Origin of the sequence: Streptococcus sp. cx1 (assembly GCF_052384325.1) — a bacterium.
Classification (GTDB): Bacteria; Bacillota; Bacilli; order Lactobacillales; family Streptococcaceae; genus Streptococcus; species Streptococcus salivarius_G.
In genome coordinates this window covers 38,062-52,706 of record NZ_JBQSUN010000005.1, presented here as the reverse complement: position 1 = coordinate 52,706, position 14,645 = coordinate 38,062, and the positions used below count along the sequence as shown (strand labels likewise).

Here is a 14,645-nt window from a genome sequence, read left to right as displayed (position 1 = left end):
CTCACAATTCATTGTGAGTTCTTTTCGTATTTATATGACTAGAATTTCTTCAATTTTTGATAAATATAAAATATAAGACCATTTTTTTTATCTTTTCCAGAAAATTTTGTATAATAAGGACACCAAAGATGAAGTGAGAAAGAAAAATGTACCAAGTAGTTGAAATGAAAGGGGATTTGGAACCGTGGTGGTTCTTAGAAGGCTGGCAAGAAGATATCATCAGTACTAAGGAATTTGAAAATTTTTATGATGCCCTCAAGTACTATAAAAAACTTTGGTTTGCGATGGAAGAAACCTTGCCAAGTTATATCAGCCGTAGTAGTGTCATGACTGCTTTTTGGGACCAAGAGGATAAACACTGGTGTGAGGAGTGTGACGAATACCTGCAGGTCTATCAATCGATTGCTCTTTTGGATGATTGGCAGGAAATTCCTGAGGAAAAGTACCGTCCGGGATATGAAAAGCGAAATGACCTTCCAAATCATGCCCACTGTAAACTTAAACGTTAAACAATGTAGAAGCTCGAATTTTTTCGGGCTTCTTTTCATTTTCTTAAACTTTTTACGAATAGGTTTATGAGGAGGTCCTTATGGTAACAGAATTTGCTAAGGAAATGATCAAAAATGCTGATAGTTGTGGGGCTCAAGACATCTATGTCATTCCACGTCAGGATAATTATGAGCTCTATATGCGAGTTGGCCAGGAAAGGAGATTAATTGATGTATATCGGCCTGATTTCATGGCTAGTCTTATTGGTCACTTTAAATTTGTGGCGGGAATGATGGTGGGTGAGAAGCGTAGGAGTCAACTAGGTTCCTGTGACTATGATTGTGGTGATGGTCAAAGGGTTTCTCTGCGTTTATCAACCGTTGGGGATTATCGCGGCTTAGAAAGTTTAGTTATTCGTGTCCTACATTCCGAACGTCGAGAATTGGTGTATTGGAATCAAGGAATCCAGCCGATTATGGATGCTTTGGATTATCGTGGCTTGTATCTCTTTGCAGGTCCCGTAGGTTCTGGAAAGACTACGCTTATGCATGAATTGGTTCAGGAGCGTTTTAAGGGACAGCAGGTGATTTCGATTGAAGATCCTGTGGAAATTAAACAGGATAATGTCTTGCAACTCCAGGTAAATCAGGCAATTGACATGACCTATGATAATTTGATTAAGCTATCACTACGTCACCGCCCGGATGTTTTGATTATTGGAGAAATTCGAGATAAGGAGACTGCTCGAGCGGTTATTAGAGCTAGTCTGACAGGAGTGACTGTTCTTTCAACTATTCACGCAAAGAGTGTGGCAGGTGTTTATGAGCGTCTTCTGGACCTCGGTGTAGATAAGTCTGAGTTGGATAATGCTCTTCAAGGGATTGCCTATATGCGTTTGATTAAGGGAGGAGGTGTGATTGATTTTGCCAGTGAAAATTTCCAAAGCCATTCGTCAACCAGCTGGAACCAACAGTTGGAAGGCTTGGTTCAACAAGGATATCTCACTGAAGGGGATATCCAAGGGGAAAAAATTAAAGATTAATCAGCAAGTCAAGGTTATCCAGCTTTTCAAACAACTTCTAAAGGCAGGGTTTACTCTAACTGAAATCGTAGCCTTTTTGGAGCGAAGTCACTTGTTGAAAGAATCGTCATTATTTCTTATGAAAGCAAGCTTAATGCGAGGTGACAGGCTAGACCAGATGTTTGCGTCAGTGGGTTTTTCGGACAATATTGTTACTCAGATTGCCCTTGCTGATAAGCACGGTAATCTTCTAGGGAGTTTAACCAAGATTGAAACCTACATGCTTCGCATGACCAAGGTTCGTAAGAAACTCATGGAGGTAGCGACCTACCCTATTCTACTCCTGGGTTTCCTGATTCTGATTATGTTAGGACTTAAAAATTATCTTTTACCTCAACTGTTAGAGGGTGATGGTAAGGATAATTGGGCTGTACAGTTGGTTCAAATCTTTCCCCAGCTCTTCTTTGTGAGTTTGTGTGGACTTCTTGTATTAAGCTTAATCCTTTATCTATGGGTCAAACACCAGCCAGCCCTTGTCTTTTATCGACGAATGGCAAAAATCCCTTTCATAGGCCAAACTGTCAGGCTATATACGACCGCCTATTATGCTAGGGAATGGGGAAATCTCTTAGGACAAGGCATTGACCTGTTAGATTTGGTTTCTCTTATGCAAGAGCAAAAGTCCAAGCTCTTTCGTGAGCTAGGGGCTGATTTAGAAGAGGCCTTGATGCTAGGACAGAGTTTTCCTGACCGTATTGCTACTCACCCTTTTTTCACTAAGGAACTATCCTTGATTATTGCTTATGGTGAGGCTAATGCTAGGTTGGGCTATGAGTTAGAAGTCTATGCTGAAGAGGTTTGGCAGGCTTTCTTTAACCGTCTTAATAAGGCAACAACCTTTGTGCAACCCCTCATTTTTATTATTGTTGCTGTCGTGATTGTAATGATCTATGCAGCCATGCTATTACCAATGTATCAAAATATGGAAGGAATGATGTCATGAAAATGATGTTTAAAAAATTGAATGCCGTTAAACTACGAGCTTTTACGCTAATTGAAATGCTAGTCGTGCTTCTCATTATCAGTATTCTCCTCTTGCTTTTTGTTCCTAACTTGAGTAAGCAGAAGGATTCTGTTAAAGAGACTGGAAATGCGGCTGTGGTCAAGGTCGTGGATTCTCAAGCAGAACTTTATGAAATGAAGAATAACAAGACAGCTAGCTTAGCAGCTCTTGTTTCAGAAGGTCAAATCACGCAAAAACAGGCAGATTCATACAATGATTACTATGCGAAACATGGTGGCGAAAGCCGCTCAGTGGCCAATTAGAGCCTTCACCTTGTTGGAGAGTCTGGTGACACTAGCAGTGGTTGCCTTTCTCACTCTGAGTTTGTCAGGGTCAGTGACAGGTATTTTTCAACAGGTTGAAACTAACCTTTTTTATCTGCGCTTTGAGTACCTATACCGAGATAGTCAGCGCTTGGCAGCGACGGCAGGGTCCAATGTTGAATTGCAGTTGACCAAGGATAAAATCAGTAACGGAAAATCCAGTTTTGTGATTCCTAAAAATATTCATCTGGATAAGGGGCAGACGCTAGTGTTTGATGCCAAAGGAGGTAACTCAAGCCTCACCAAGATTCGTTTTTCAAGTGATAAGGAGGTGGTGACCTATCAGCTTAACATGGGCAGTGGTAAATATAAAAAGACGGTCTCTTAGAGGCTATATTCTTATCGAAAGTCTGGTAGCAATGGCTGTTTTAGTACTTGTCAGTGGTCTTATATTAGGTCAAATCAATACCAATCGTAGGTTAATGGCTAGGAATCTCCACCAACAGGAGGTTTTGAGTGTGGCAACCATGGCAGTTCAGACCAAACAGGATCAGTTGACCTTAAATGGTATCACAGTGACAGTAAAACGTAGCAAGCAAGGTATCGCGGTTTATGAATCAGGAAAGGAGATTATTTATGTCTCTAAATAGTAAGGTCCGCGCCTTTACCCTCTTGGAATGTCTAGTAGCCTTGTTGGTGATTGCTGGTTCAATTCAAGTTTATCAAGGTCTGACCACAGTATTGGTGAGCAATGTTAAGCAGGTCAAGCAACAAGAAAACCAAGACTGGCTTTTATTTGTTCAACAAATGGAGGCAGAATTAGAAGGTTGTCAGTTGGTCAAGGTAGAGGGGAACAAACTCTATGTCAAGCAGGATAATCAAGACTTGGCTTTTGGTCTTTCAAGTGCCTATGATTTTCGAAAAACAAATGCTGACGGTCGAGGTTACCAACCCATGCTTTTCAATGTGAAATCTAGTACGATAAGTCAAAATAACCAGATAGTCACCATCCAAGTGACTCTAAAAAATGGGCTACAAAGGAGTTTTGTTTATGCTTTTGAAAAAACAGGTTAGGGGAGGCGTTCTTCTTTACGCTCTTTTTATGGCTGGCATTTTCACACTTCTTCTTCATGTTTATCTGGAGCGGGTGGTTGCTAGCTCTAGACAAAATCAAGCGCAAATGACCTCCAGTCAAAGTCGTCTCATGGCAGAAATGACCATGGACTTAGTGGACAAGGAAGCAGGTGCTTTTAGTTTTTCTCAGGGAACTACGACCTACGAGGTTAAGGACAAACAAGTGATTGTTAGAGTTGCCAGTAAAGGCCAAATCAAGACCTATCGTTATGTGAAGAAACAGGAGCATAAATAGAAATTCTCTTCCCTTTTTGATATGATATAAGGACGGAGGAAATCATGAATTTTGAAGCAATTGAGACAGCTTTTGAGCTGTTGTTAGAAAATGTCCAAACCATTGAAAATGATCTTGGAACCCATGCTTACGATGCACTTATTGAGCAAAATTCCTATTATTTGGGGGCTGAGGTAGCTAATGAAGTCATCATCAAAAACAACGAGAAATTACGTGCTCTTGATCTAAGTAAAGAGGAGTGGCGTCGTGCTTTTCAGTTCTTGTTTATCAAACTAGGGCAATTGGAAGCTTTACAAGCCAATCACCAATTTACACCAGATGCTATTGGATTTATCATTCTTTACCTACTCGAAGGTTTGACCAAGGACGACCAATTAGATATTTTAGAGATTGGTTCAGGGACAGGAAACTTAGCTGAAACCCTTCTAAATAATAGTCAGAAAACCCTTAATTATATGGGAATGGAAGTTGACGATCTCCTTATCGATTTGTCAGCTAGTATTGCTGATGTGGTGAATTCAAGTGCAGTTTACATCCAAGAAGATGCTGTTCGACCACACATTCTCAAAGAGAGTGATGTTATTATTAGTGACCTACCTGTTGGTTATTACCCAAATGATGAGATTGCGAGTCGTTTCAAGGTTGCAGCAACTGGTGAACACACCTATGCCCATCACCTTCTCATGGAGCAATCACTCAAGTACCTGAAGAAAGATGGTATTGCTATTCTTTTGGCACCAACTAATCTTTTGACAAGCCCACAAAGTGACTTGCTTAAGAAATGGCTATCAGGATATGCTGATATTATTGCCGTTATCACTCTTCCAGAAGCAGCTTTTGGCAATAAACATAACATGAAGTCTATCTTCGTGCTTAAAAAACAAACTGAAAATGCTCCAGAGACCTTCGTTTATCCACTTAGCGATTTGCAAAATCCAGAGATCCTCAAGGATTTCACAGATAATTTCCAAAAATGGAAATCAGATAATTCCATTTTCTAGCAAAACATGTTAGAATAGGACTATATTATTGAAAGCGTTTTACAAAGAGGTGGCTTATGACAAAAACAATAGCAATTAATGCAGGAAGCTCAAGCTTGAAATGGCAACTATATGAGATGCCAGATGAAGTTGTTCTTGCTAAGGGTTTGATTGAACGTATCGGCTTGAAAGATTCTGTTTCAACAGTAAAATTTGATGACCGTTCAGAATCGCAAACCCTAGATATTGCTGACCATGTTCAGGCAGTAAAAATCTTGCTTGATGATTTGATTCGTTTTGATATTATCAAGAGCTATGATGAAATTACAGGTGTTGGTCACCGTGTGGTTGCTGGTGGAGAATATTTCAAAGAATCAAGCTTGGTGGATGAAGATGCCTTGGCTAAGATTGAAGAATTGTCAGCCTTAGCACCTTTGCACAATCCAGGTGCAGCTTCAGGGATTCGGGCCTTTAAGGAGCTCCTCCCAGATATTACGAGTGTTGCTGTTTTTGATACAGCCTTCCATACGTCTATGCCGGAAGTGGCCTACCGTTATCCAGTGCCTAATCGTTACTATACAGACTACCAAGTCCGTAAGTATGGAGCACACGGAACTAGCCACCAATATGTTTCTCAAGAAGCAGCTAAGTTGTTAGGTAAGCCAATTGAAGAAACTAAGATTATCACAGCCCATGTGGGAAATGGTGTTTCAATTACTGCCGTTGATGGTGGTAAATCAGTAGACACGTCAATGGGGTTGACACCACTTGGTGGCGTTATGATGGGAACACGTACTGGGGATCTTGACCCTGCGATTATTCCATTTGTTATCGACCGTGAGCCTGAAATGGCAGATGCTGAGCGTATCCGTCACGTCTTTAATAAGGAATCAGGTCTTCTTGGTATTTCTGAAAAATCAAGTGATATGCGTGATATCATTACTGGTAAGAATGCTGGCGATGAAAAATGTGCCTTGGCCTATGATCTTTATGTGGATCGTTTGCGTAAATACATCGCTCAATACTTCGGTGTGTTGAACGGAGCGGATGCTATCGTCTTTACAGCAGGTATTGGTGAAAACTCTGCAGAAGTTCGCGCTTCAGTTTTGGATGGTCTCACTTGGTTTGGTATTGAAGTGGATCCTGAAAAGAATGTCTTCGGACATGTAGGCGACATTACAACAGCAGAGTCAGCTGTTAAAGTATTTGTTATCCCAACAGATGAAGAGTTGGTGATTGCGCGTGATGTTGAGCGCCTTAAAACTAAATAAGTTATCAAAAATTTGATAAGACCAGAAAAGTTGGCTGAGTGATTGGCCAGCTTTTTTGAATGCTCTGACAGAATCATTCGCCTATGGCTATATATGTGTAATTCAATAAGTAAAGAAAACTTTACAAAAAATGTAAAAGAGGCTTTACAAAATATGTAAAGTAGACTATACTATACATGTAAAGTTAACTTAACAAAGAAAAGCAAGGAGTTTAACCATTTGAGAATAAACGATAAAGTTGAGGTACCACATGGAAACAAAAATTCAGGAACTTCGTAAGGCTAATAAGATTAGTCAGGCAGAGTTAGCAGATGAGATAGGAGTCACGAGGCAGACCATCATTTCACTCGAAAAAGGTCGCTATAATGCGTCGTTGGAACTAGCTTTTAAAATTGCTAGGTATTTTGGAAAGACTATTGAAGAAGTCTTTATTTTTGAGGAAGATTAAGGAGAAAAGATATGTTTAAACAAGTAATGAAGAAAATTGGTGTTATTGTTTTAGCGCTCACTCTACTAATCTTAGATTTAACACTATTAGGTGCTTTCCCGCTACTTACTCAGGATGGTAAGTTTTCACTTGTGGAGCAAATAGGTTACGGTGTTTGGGCATTAGGGAGTTTGGCTATTTTTATCGTGATTGCTTATAGATTTAAACTCTTATCGCTTAAAGAGATTAATTGGAGACGTCTCGTTGCGATTGCTTCTCTTAATCTCGTCATCTTTTTCCTAGGTGATATTCTAGGGTATTTTGTTGGTCAGTTAACACACAATGCGACTATGGAAAATCAAGATGCTTTAAATAAGATATTTATTCATGTACCATTCTATCTTTACCTAGTAGTCGCCGGTTTTATTATTCCGATTATGGAAGAAATCATTTTTAGGGGACTCTTAGCCAAGGTGCTCTTTGGAAAATACTTTAAGACGGGTCTTGTTATTTCCAGTCTTCTCTTTATGGCTGGTCACTCAGCATTTACGCTTCAGACAATTATCATCTATGGTATTATGTCAGCTGGTCTTGCGATAACATATTATAAGACTAAGCATATCGAGTACAGTATGGGGGTCCATATCTTAAACAATAGCATAGTTGTACTACTCATTCTTTTCGTTTAAGGTGAATGTTTAAGGTTATCATTGAAAAAATTTATATTGCTCTTATAAAGAATAATGAAGGGAGTATTAAGATATGTTAATAAAAATGTTATTAGGAAAGAGAAAAACAGAGGCCGAATTTAAGAAATACATTACACGAGTAGCCTGCTCTTTTTTGTCTTTGGGTGTTTTGGGATTGTTTGTTGTTCGCTCTAACAGTCTTAGTGATTATGCTCTAGGCTTAGTATTGGGACTTACCATTGGGGTTTATGCCTTGTCAATCTATTATTTTGCGACACTTACCCATCCAAAACGTCTTCATCGGATGTATATTGTAGCTTACGATGAGCGAAATAAACAGATTTTAATGGCGTCAGCAGTCGCAACTCTGATTCTAGAGTTTTTGCTTATCTTTGCTTTAATCGCCCTATATGCCTTTGTCAATATTCAGTTGCCCTATGTTACAGTCTTATCTATCTTGCTCTATGGCTTAGTATTGGGATTTGCCCTTATTCGTCTCATTCTATCTAAAATAGGATGAGAGCCCATATTATCTTGAAAAATTCACCTCTCGTTCGCTTATTATCTTGTCAAATAAGTTACGTTGTATTATAATAAGGATACAAATAAATGATGAAAAGAGGTGGCTTCTCATGAACAAAGAGTCAATTCTCAAACGCTTTCTCTATTTTTTACTAGCTTTCCTAATACTAATTATTGATCAAGTTCCAACCATCTATTTAGGTGTCAAAGATACCAGGTTAGTCTGTCTCTTAATTTTTGTCTTGCTTCTCATGAGCGCAGGAGCTCTTTTCTTAGGAAAACGTCTTGGGCTTTTCGAAGGCTTTAAGGCCCTTTCTTCCCTGAAGGCCTGGGGGATGATTGGCTTGACCTACCTAGGTATTTATATCGTTACTAGGATTGGTTCTATGGTCATGATGATGGAAGGTGTTAGTAATAGCACCAATCAGGCCGCCATAGAAAATGCCCATATGAATCCCTTCCTCCTCATAACGTTTACGGTAATTATGGCACCGATTGTGGAAGAGCTGGTTTTTCGAGGGCTCCTCATGGGACGTGTCTTTAATCCAGATTCTATTGTTGGCTTGATCGTTAGTAGTTTACTTTTTGGCCTTGTTCATATGCCTAATAGCATCGGTGTTTGGATTGTATATGCAGGTATGGGGTTCGCCCTTGGGATAGCATATCGTAAGTTTCAAAAGTTAGAATACTGTATCATGGCGCATATTATTAACAATAGTATTGCGGTTTCAATGTTGTTACTCTTGCAATTTTTAGCGCCATATATCAAATAAAGCTCGGAAGATTCCGAGCTTTTTTCTTATAGTTTCTTAGCTTTAGCAATGGTTGTATCAATACTTGAAACTACACTATGGGTGAGGCCTGTACGCTCAAGGTCCATGAGACCAGCGATAGTGGTCCCACCAGGGCTACAGATCTTGTCAATAAGATCATGTGGGCTGTCGCTACCAAGACTGAGATTTTCAGCGGTAGCTAGAACCGTCTGTGTGGCAATGGTCAGAGCGACCTGCTTACTTAGGCCATTTTTGACGCCAGCCTTAGCCAGAGCCTCGATAAAGAGGGCGATATAGGCCGGACTAGAGCCAGCTAGGGCAGTGAAGGTATCAAAGTCCTTCTCAGCCAATTCAACAGTGGTTCCAAAACTGTCTGTGATTTCCTTGGCAACTGCCAAAAGGTCCTCGGATACCTTATCATTAGTACAAAGACCAGTAGTGCTTTTGAGAATTTGAGCATTAAGGTTCGGCATGATACGAATAAGAGGAAGGTCTGGACTGGTGAGGGAAGCAAGGCGTTCTAAGGTCACTCCAGCAGCCATACTCATGATAGGTTGATGGAAATTGAGGTCAGTTAGTACCTTATCAAACATTTGAGGTTTGATGCCAAGAATGACTAAGTCAGCATTATCCAACAATTCTTGATGGGAAGCAGCAGCTTCAACCTCTAGTTCCTCTGCAATTTGGCGTGAACGAGCCAAGGAAGACCCTGAAATAATGATACGATGTGAGCTTGTATTTAGGCCGTTGATAATGGCTGTCGCCATCTTTCCAACGCCAATAAAACCAATAATCATGGGTTACTCCTTGTCTTAGTAGTTTTTAATCAAATCCACTGTTGAACGATCCAACTTCTTAACAATAGCTTGTAAGAAGGCCTGTGCTTCTAGGAAGTCATCCATCGCATAAAGGGTTTGGTGCGAGTGGATATAACGGGCACAAACACCGATAGTTGTTGATGGGACACCAGCATTTTGCAAGTGAGCGGCACCAGCATCTGTTCCACCTGCAGCACAGTAGTATTGGTATTTGATACCAGCTTCTTCAGCTGTAGTCAAAAGGAAATCTTTCATATTTGGCAACATGATGTGACCTGGGTCGAAGAAACGAATAAGGGTACCATCACCTACCTTACCTTGATTACCATAGATATCACCTGCAGGAGAACAGTCCACGGCAAAGAAAACTTCAGGATCAAATTTAGTGGTAGAAACATGGGCACCACGTAAACCAACTTCTTCTTGAACGTTGGCACCAGCAATTAGAGTATTATTGAGTTCTTGATCTTTAACGTTTTCCAAGAGTTCACGAATCATGAGAACACCATAACGGTTGTCCCAAGCTTTAGAAATCACATTTTTTTGATTGGCTGTGAGAATCGTTTCTGATTCAGGAATGATGATATCACCTGGGAAAACACCGTAGGCAGTAGCTTCTTCTTGGTTGGCAAAACCAGCATCAAAGACGATATCAGAGACACTAGGAAGACTTGAAGTCCCGCCACTAGCACGTAAGAAATGAGGTGGCACCGAACCTGAGATGACAGGATAGATACGGCCATCACGAGTGTGTAGGGTGAAGCGTTGTGAGCTGACAACCAGTGGGTTCCAACCGCCAAGTTCGACGACACGGAAAGTCCCGTCTGCCTTGATTTCCTTAATCATAAACCCAACTTCGTCCATATGGGCAGCCACGAGCACCTTAGGGGCATTTTCCGCCTGGCTATGTTTGATACCGAAAATACCACCGAGACCATCTGTTTGGACCTCATCTACGAGTGGTGTAATATTTTGGCGAAGGTAGTCGCGTACTGGCGCTTCAAATCCTGAAGTGGCACTGAGTTCAGTTACTTCTTTAATCTTGTCAAATAGGGTAGTCATAAAATCCTCCTTGAGTAGTACTTGCTACTATTTTAGCACGATTCTTAAGAGATAGGTAGCCTCTCCCCATTCGTCTAAAAATATGGTAAAATGTTTCATATGAAACGTAAAACATTGGCCTTGTTTGCTGGAGGCGTAGGAGCTTTAGGTCTTTTGGCAATGGCAGAGAAATATAGACAGTCACGTGCAGAAATGAAGCAGGCTGCATTAATCCAAGATATTAGACAAGAATTATCTCACTTGGGGACTATCGCAGTCCTTTATACAAATCCCACTGAAAAGGAAAATCCAGGGCTTACAGGAGGTGTCGTCTTAGAGGATGGACGTGCCTATAGCTTTGTTTATGCAGAGGATATCTTGACCTATGAGGAGGAGCAGGCATGATTATTCCTAAGAATCTTGAAGAACTGGCAAGCTATGTTGAAAGTAATCAAAAGGTGGTTTTCTTTTTCACCGCCGATTGGTGTCCAGACTGCCAGTTCATTTATCCCGTTATGCCTGACATCGAAGCCCTCCATCCAGATATGACCTTTGTGCGTGTTAATCGTGATGATTATATGGCTTTGGCACAAACTTGGAATATTTTTGGTATCCCAAGTTTTGTTGTGACTCAGAAAGGTCAGGAATTGGGGCGCTTGGTCAATAAAGCTCGTAAAACCAAAGAAGAAATCAATGCCTTTTTGTCGGAGATTTAAAAGATGAAAATCAATCACTTTCCTAATATCTCTCTTGATATTTCAGAAACCAAAGAAAAGTATCTGACAGAAAAAAATGAGAGGATCATCGAAGAATTATGCCAAGTTTTAGTAGAGCATTCCAAAATTGAAAGTGATATCTTCCTAAAACACCAAGAAATAAACACCTACAAAAAGGAAAATAATCTTCCTACACATCAAACTATTCCTGGAGAAATGGAGTTATTTGATGAATTTAAAGTGAAGTTGACTCCTTTAGCTCAAAAACACTTGACTGATAACTGTTATAAAAGAGGTTTTTCAGCTTCTTTTGGTTCTCCAGGCACCTATGATTTTGTGTTAGAGCCCTGTCGAGTTAAGTTTATTATGAAGAGTAAGGCTAAGATGTTTCTCGAATTTTCCTATGGGAATGATTTTTGGTACCATAAACAATTTATCGTAAAATTAACAGAGAGTGACTGGAAAATTGACAAGATTAGTTATCGCTATGGTAGTAATGACGATTCTTGGCATGTCAGTCGATTTTAAAATCTATAAAAGAACTATTGAAGGAGAACCCATGATTTTTGCATACAATAAGGAACAAGTTGGCGACGTTTTGTTGGTTATCTTGGAAGATACTAAAGACATCAAACGTAGCGTAGAACGTAAAGGTAAGGTGGCGCGTGTCACAGCTGATGAAACAGGCAAGACTCTTGCTTGGAATATTTTTGAAGCATCAAGCCTCATTGATATCGAAGGTAACGGTCAAGTTTTCTTGTCAGACCAAGATGTAGCTGTTTTGAACGAGGAATTGGCTAAAGAGGGCTTTGAAGAGCGTTTGGAAAATACACAAGGTCCAGTTTTTGTGGTTGGACAAATTGATGAAATGGTTGCACATCCAGACAGTGACCATCTTAACATCTGCCAAGTGAACATCGGTGATAAGAAGGTCCAAATCGTAGCAGGAGCACCAAATGCAGCGCTTGGTCTTAAAACTATCGTAGCCCTCCCTGGTGCTATGATGCCTAGTGGTGCCCTTATCTTCCCAGGAAAACTTCGTGGTGAAGATAGTTATGGTATGATGTGTGCCCCACGTGAGTTGGCCCTTCCAAATGCGCCACAAAAACGTGGGATTATTGAACTTGATGATTCAGCAGTAGTCGGCGAGGCTTTTGATCCAGCCAAACACTGGAAAGGGTAAATAAGACAAGAAGCGGTAAGTAAGCCGCTTTTTTTCAGGAGAGCTCATCCTGGCAAATGGTTCAAAATTTTCGAGAACCTCTTTATACTTACCAAGTTCATCATCAAAATATAATAGTATTGCTCTCAATCTCTATTATTTGCCAAAACAACTTTATCCGAGCAATTATCTAAAAAATGTGGCTTCAAGTTTATTAATCAAGTTGTGTTTTATTTATCTGTCAGACTCAGATTTGGTGATGATTATAAAAGAAAGGAAAGTTCAATGACTTACAACAAACATAAGGGAGTCCTTGTTTTTATGATTCTCTATACAGTCCTTTTTGTTTTTGATGGTATACGAGTATTTGATGCTCCCTTACCTTCTTCTTTAACGACCTATTTAGTTTATACCATCATGTTTTTGTATGGTTGCTTCCTATTTAAGTCTGAATTGCTCAAAAAGTGGGAAGAGGTCAGAAGTTCTAAAAGAAAATTTTTCTTGGGGGTTTTAAAAGGCTGGCTCTTACTTGTCCTGGTGACCATTTTCTTTGGACTACTATCGGCAATATTGAGGCAGGTTTTGGGACTAAGTGAACAAGGACTAAACGAGGCTAATATACAAAGCACCTTTAAAGAACAACCACTACTGATAGTAGTTTTCGCCTGTATCATTGGACCTTTGGTGGAAGAACTCTTTTTCCGTCAAAATTTATTGCATTGTTTACAGAGACATTTGCCAAGCTGGCTAAGCATTTGTGTGGTAGGATTTGTTTTCGCCTTTACCCATATGCACAGTTTGTCTTTATCAGAGTGGGTCAGTGCAGTTGGTTACTTAGGTGGCGGAGTAGCCCTTTCAATTATTTATGTGAATGAAAAAGGAAATATTTACTATCCCTTGATGGTTCATGTGCTAGGAAATATTTTATCTTTTATAGTATTGGTCATTGGTAGTATGCAATAAGTGGATTCCAAACTATTTCAGCTTACAAAGAAAAAGGCAAAGGACTCTCGTCTCTCTTCTATCAATAAAACAATTTCAAAACGGAGTGTTAAAATTATTTTAAGTGGTAACTCTGGGTTAGCAGAGGATGATTTGAGTAAGTAAACTAATGACAAGTTTGTATGGCAATAACTGTTCTTTGAATCGACAGCTCATACCAAGCTTCCTACTTCCTTTGCTAGTAGCTCAGCTCATCTTCAGATGTCTAATATTTAGTGACAAGTACATTTATTGCAGAACTCATCCTGCTTTTCAACCGAATAGATTTTACTTTTTTCTATTTAATTGAAGTCAATAATGTGATATATATCTTATTTTTATTCTTGTTTTTTCAAAATCTGTCACTTTTTTTACTTCCTCTTACGAATAGATAGGTGGAGGTAAAAAAATGTATAACAAAGTTATTTTAATTGGACGTTTGACAGCTACTCCTGAAATGGTTAAGACTGCTAGTGATAGGTCTTTTACACGTGTCACAGTTGCGGTTAATCGTCGCTATAAGACGCAAAATGGTGAGCGTGAGGCTGACTTTATTACAGTGGTTGTCTGGGGGCGTTTGGCTGAGACCTTAGCCTCTTATGCTAGCAAGGGGAGTTTAATTTCTCTTGATGGTGAGCTTCGTACCCGTAAGTACGATAAGGATGGCCAAACCCATTACGTTACTGAGGTGCTTTGTTCCTCTTTCCAACTTCTGGAGAGTCGTGCTCAGCGTGCTGTTAGGGAAAATAATCCTGACAATGACTTGGCTGACCTCGTTTTAGAAGAAGAACTTCCCTTTTAGTTTATCCTTTGGACTAGCTATTTAAGTCTTCTATCTTTGAAGCAATCACTCCAAAAAAATCATGATCTTGTTCCATACCTTGTTTTGAAGAATTGCTGGAGACGAAATATTAAACACTTGTTAGACTAATAAACAGTAAAATTAGATAAGACTTAGGATGATAGGTGTTTAATAGTGTAGATAGACTAGAAAAAATAGTTTAGGAAGCCTTAAAATGTTGATATATCAACGTTTTAAATGTTAAGCAAAATATTCAAA

Annotated in this window: 22 protein-coding genes; 20 read left to right on the top strand and 2 right to left on the bottom strand. The window is 39.7% G+C overall.

All coding sequences use genetic code 11. The annotated features are described in order from the left end of the window. The first annotated feature begins 146 nt into the window (after positions 1-146). From ACT170_RS07500 to ACT170_RS07435, 14 genes are all read left to right on the top strand, one after another. A complete protein-coding gene (locus ACT170_RS07500; RefSeq protein WP_270282292.1) occupies positions 147-509 on the top strand; it encodes a DUF1033 family protein in 363 nt (120 codons plus the stop codon). Between the two features lie 80 nt (positions 510-589). Beyond that, positions 590-1,531 carry a competence type IV pilus ATPase ComGA gene (gene comGA, locus ACT170_RS07495; protein WP_002885658.1) on the top strand — a complete coding sequence of 314 codons (942 nt, stop codon included), beginning with the start codon at positions 590-592 and terminating at the stop codon, positions 1,529-1,531. Continuing rightward, a complete protein-coding gene (gene comGB / locus ACT170_RS07490) occupies positions 1,413-2,513 on the top strand; it encodes a competence type IV pilus assembly protein ComGB (RefSeq protein WP_444818175.1) in 1,101 nt (366 codons plus the stop codon). The genes comGA and comGB overlap by 119 nt, the downstream gene beginning before the upstream one ends. Further along, complete coding sequence (gene comGC / locus ACT170_RS07485; RefSeq protein WP_070576715.1) at positions 2,510-2,836, top strand: competence type IV pilus major pilin ComGC; 327 nt, start codon at positions 2,510-2,512, stop codon at positions 2,834-2,836. The genes comGB and comGC overlap by 4 nt, the downstream gene beginning before the upstream one ends. Next, complete coding sequence (comGD, locus tag ACT170_RS07480) at positions 2,796-3,224, top strand: competence type IV pilus minor pilin ComGD (RefSeq protein WP_444818174.1); 429 nt, start codon at positions 2,796-2,798, stop codon at positions 3,222-3,224. The genes comGC and comGD overlap by 41 nt, the downstream gene beginning before the upstream one ends. Further along, on the top strand, positions 3,196-3,486 hold the full coding sequence (comGE, locus tag ACT170_RS07475; RefSeq protein ID WP_444818173.1) for a competence type IV pilus minor pilin ComGE: 291 nt from the start codon (positions 3,196-3,198) through the stop codon (positions 3,484-3,486). Before comGD ends, comGE begins: the two co-directional genes overlap by 29 nt. Further along, a complete protein-coding gene (comGF, locus tag ACT170_RS07470) occupies positions 3,473-3,910 on the top strand; it encodes a competence type IV pilus minor pilin ComGF (RefSeq protein ID WP_444818172.1) in 438 nt (145 codons plus the stop codon). Before comGE ends, comGF begins: the two co-directional genes overlap by 14 nt. Beyond that, positions 3,888-4,205, top strand: a complete 318-nt coding sequence (gene comGG, locus ACT170_RS07465; RefSeq protein WP_060971590.1) for a competence type IV pilus minor pilin ComGG — start codon at positions 3,888-3,890, stop codon at positions 4,203-4,205. Before comGF ends, comGG begins: the two co-directional genes overlap by 23 nt. 44 nt (positions 4,206-4,249) lie before the next feature. Then, positions 4,250-5,206 (top strand): class I SAM-dependent methyltransferase, encoded by a 957-nt coding sequence (locus ACT170_RS07460; protein WP_037601477.1) that lies wholly within the window; start codon positions 4,250-4,252, stop codon positions 5,204-5,206. Positions 5,207-5,262: 56 nt separating this feature from the next. Then, positions 5,263-6,456, top strand: a complete 1,194-nt coding sequence (locus tag ACT170_RS07455) for an acetate kinase (RefSeq protein WP_444818171.1) — start codon at positions 5,263-5,265, stop codon at positions 6,454-6,456. A 250-nt stretch (positions 6,457-6,706) separates the two neighbouring features. After that, complete coding sequence (locus tag ACT170_RS07450) at positions 6,707-6,904, top strand: helix-turn-helix transcriptional regulator (protein ID WP_444818170.1); 198 nt, start codon at positions 6,707-6,709, stop codon at positions 6,902-6,904. 11 nt (positions 6,905-6,915) lie between these two features. Continuing rightward, positions 6,916-7,572, top strand: a complete 657-nt coding sequence (locus ACT170_RS07445; protein ID WP_444818169.1) for a lysostaphin resistance A-like protein — start codon at positions 6,916-6,918, stop codon at positions 7,570-7,572. A gap of 73 nt (positions 7,573-7,645) precedes the next feature. Next, on the top strand, positions 7,646-8,092 hold the full coding sequence (locus ACT170_RS07440) for a CAAX protease (protein WP_444818168.1): 447 nt from the start codon (positions 7,646-7,648) through the stop codon (positions 8,090-8,092). A 112-nt stretch (positions 8,093-8,204) separates the two neighbouring features. Next, positions 8,205-8,867, top strand: a complete 663-nt coding sequence (locus tag ACT170_RS07435) for a lysostaphin resistance A-like protein (RefSeq protein WP_444818167.1) — start codon at positions 8,205-8,207, stop codon at positions 8,865-8,867. A gap of 26 nt (positions 8,868-8,893) precedes the next feature. On the opposite strand, the gene proC is transcribed toward ACT170_RS07435, so the two are convergent. Both proC and pepA read right to left on the bottom strand, forming a co-directional pair. After that, positions 8,894-9,664: a pyrroline-5-carboxylate reductase gene (gene proC / locus ACT170_RS07430; protein ID WP_444818166.1), complete on the bottom strand. Its 771-nt coding sequence runs from the start codon at positions 9,662-9,664 to the stop codon at positions 8,894-8,896. Positions 9,665-9,679: 15 nt separating this feature from the next. Then, positions 9,680-10,747: a glutamyl aminopeptidase gene (pepA, locus tag ACT170_RS07425; RefSeq protein ID WP_444818165.1), complete on the bottom strand. Its 1,068-nt coding sequence runs from the start codon at positions 10,745-10,747 to the stop codon at positions 9,680-9,682. A gap of 99 nt (positions 10,748-10,846) precedes the next feature. Between pepA and ACT170_RS07420 the strand changes: the two genes are divergently transcribed. The 6 genes from ACT170_RS07420 (at position 10,847) to ACT170_RS07395 (ending at position 14,387) form a co-directional block, all read left to right on the top strand. After that, positions 10,847-11,131 carry a DUF4651 domain-containing protein gene (locus ACT170_RS07420; protein ID WP_444818164.1) on the top strand — a complete coding sequence of 95 codons (285 nt, stop codon included), beginning with the start codon at positions 10,847-10,849 and terminating at the stop codon, positions 11,129-11,131. Further along, positions 11,128-11,442 (top strand): thioredoxin family protein, encoded by a 315-nt coding sequence (locus ACT170_RS07415; RefSeq protein WP_444818163.1) that lies wholly within the window; start codon positions 11,128-11,130, stop codon positions 11,440-11,442. The genes ACT170_RS07420 and ACT170_RS07415 overlap by 4 nt, the downstream gene beginning before the upstream one ends. 3 nt (positions 11,443-11,445) lie before the next feature. Next, positions 11,446-11,970: a hypothetical protein gene (locus ACT170_RS07410; RefSeq protein WP_270282277.1), complete on the top strand. Its 525-nt coding sequence runs from the start codon at positions 11,446-11,448 to the stop codon at positions 11,968-11,970. 31 nt (positions 11,971-12,001) lie between these two features. After that, positions 12,002-12,625, top strand: coding sequence for a YtpR family tRNA-binding protein (gene ytpR / locus ACT170_RS07405; protein WP_002885779.1), 624 nt, complete (start codon positions 12,002-12,004; stop codon positions 12,623-12,625). Positions 12,626-12,889: 264 nt separating this feature from the next. Further along, positions 12,890-13,567 carry a CPBP family intramembrane glutamic endopeptidase gene (locus ACT170_RS07400; protein WP_070576695.1) on the top strand — a complete coding sequence of 226 codons (678 nt, stop codon included), beginning with the start codon at positions 12,890-12,892 and terminating at the stop codon, positions 13,565-13,567. A 427-nt stretch (positions 13,568-13,994) separates the two neighbouring features. Then, complete coding sequence (locus tag ACT170_RS07395; protein WP_002885697.1) at positions 13,995-14,387, top strand: single-stranded DNA-binding protein; 393 nt, start codon at positions 13,995-13,997, stop codon at positions 14,385-14,387. The last annotated feature ends 258 nt before the right edge of the window (positions 14,388-14,645 follow it).

Coding starts and splice junctions, on each gene's coding strand:
- ACT170_RS07395 (WP_002885697.1), top strand. CDS start 13,995: ATGTATAACAAAGTTATTTTAATTGGACGTTTGACAGCTACTCCTGAA.
- proC (WP_444818166.1), bottom strand. CDS start 9,664: ATGATTATTGGTTTTATTGGCGTTGGAAAGATGGCGACAGCCATTATC.
- comGD (WP_444818174.1), top strand. CDS start 2,796: ATGCGAAACATGGTGGCGAAAGCCGCTCAGTGGCCAATTAGAGCCTTC.
- ACT170_RS07435 (WP_444818167.1), top strand. CDS start 8,205: ATGAACAAAGAGTCAATTCTCAAACGCTTTCTCTATTTTTTACTAGCT.
- ACT170_RS07420 (WP_444818164.1), top strand. CDS start 10,847: ATGAAACGTAAAACATTGGCCTTGTTTGCTGGAGGCGTAGGAGCTTTA.
- ACT170_RS07410 (WP_270282277.1), top strand. CDS start 11,446: ATGAAAATCAATCACTTTCCTAATATCTCTCTTGATATTTCAGAAACC.
- comGA (WP_002885658.1), top strand. CDS start 590: ATGGTAACAGAATTTGCTAAGGAAATGATCAAAAATGCTGATAGTTGT.
- ACT170_RS07440 (WP_444818168.1), top strand. CDS start 7,646: ATGTTAATAAAAATGTTATTAGGAAAGAGAAAAACAGAGGCCGAATTT.
- pepA (WP_444818165.1), bottom strand. CDS start 10,747: ATGACTACCCTATTTGACAAGATTAAAGAAGTAACTGAACTCAGTGCC.
- ACT170_RS07445 (WP_444818169.1), top strand. CDS start 6,916: ATGTTTAAACAAGTAATGAAGAAAATTGGTGTTATTGTTTTAGCGCTC.
- comGF (WP_444818172.1), top strand. CDS start 3,473: ATGTCTCTAAATAGTAAGGTCCGCGCCTTTACCCTCTTGGAATGTCTA.
- ACT170_RS07460 (WP_037601477.1), top strand. CDS start 4,250: ATGAATTTTGAAGCAATTGAGACAGCTTTTGAGCTGTTGTTAGAAAAT.
- ACT170_RS07415 (WP_444818163.1), top strand. CDS start 11,128: ATGATTATTCCTAAGAATCTTGAAGAACTGGCAAGCTATGTTGAAAGT.
- ACT170_RS07500 (WP_270282292.1), top strand. CDS start 147: ATGTACCAAGTAGTTGAAATGAAAGGGGATTTGGAACCGTGGTGGTTC.
- ytpR (WP_002885779.1), top strand. CDS start 12,002: ATGATTTTTGCATACAATAAGGAACAAGTTGGCGACGTTTTGTTGGTT.
- comGG (WP_060971590.1), top strand. CDS start 3,888: ATGCTTTTGAAAAAACAGGTTAGGGGAGGCGTTCTTCTTTACGCTCTT.
- ACT170_RS07455 (WP_444818171.1), top strand. CDS start 5,263: ATGACAAAAACAATAGCAATTAATGCAGGAAGCTCAAGCTTGAAATGG.
- ACT170_RS07450 (WP_444818170.1), top strand. CDS start 6,707: ATGGAAACAAAAATTCAGGAACTTCGTAAGGCTAATAAGATTAGTCAG.
- comGC (WP_070576715.1), top strand. CDS start 2,510: ATGAAAATGATGTTTAAAAAATTGAATGCCGTTAAACTACGAGCTTTT.
- ACT170_RS07400 (WP_070576695.1), top strand. CDS start 12,890: ATGACTTACAACAAACATAAGGGAGTCCTTGTTTTTATGATTCTCTAT.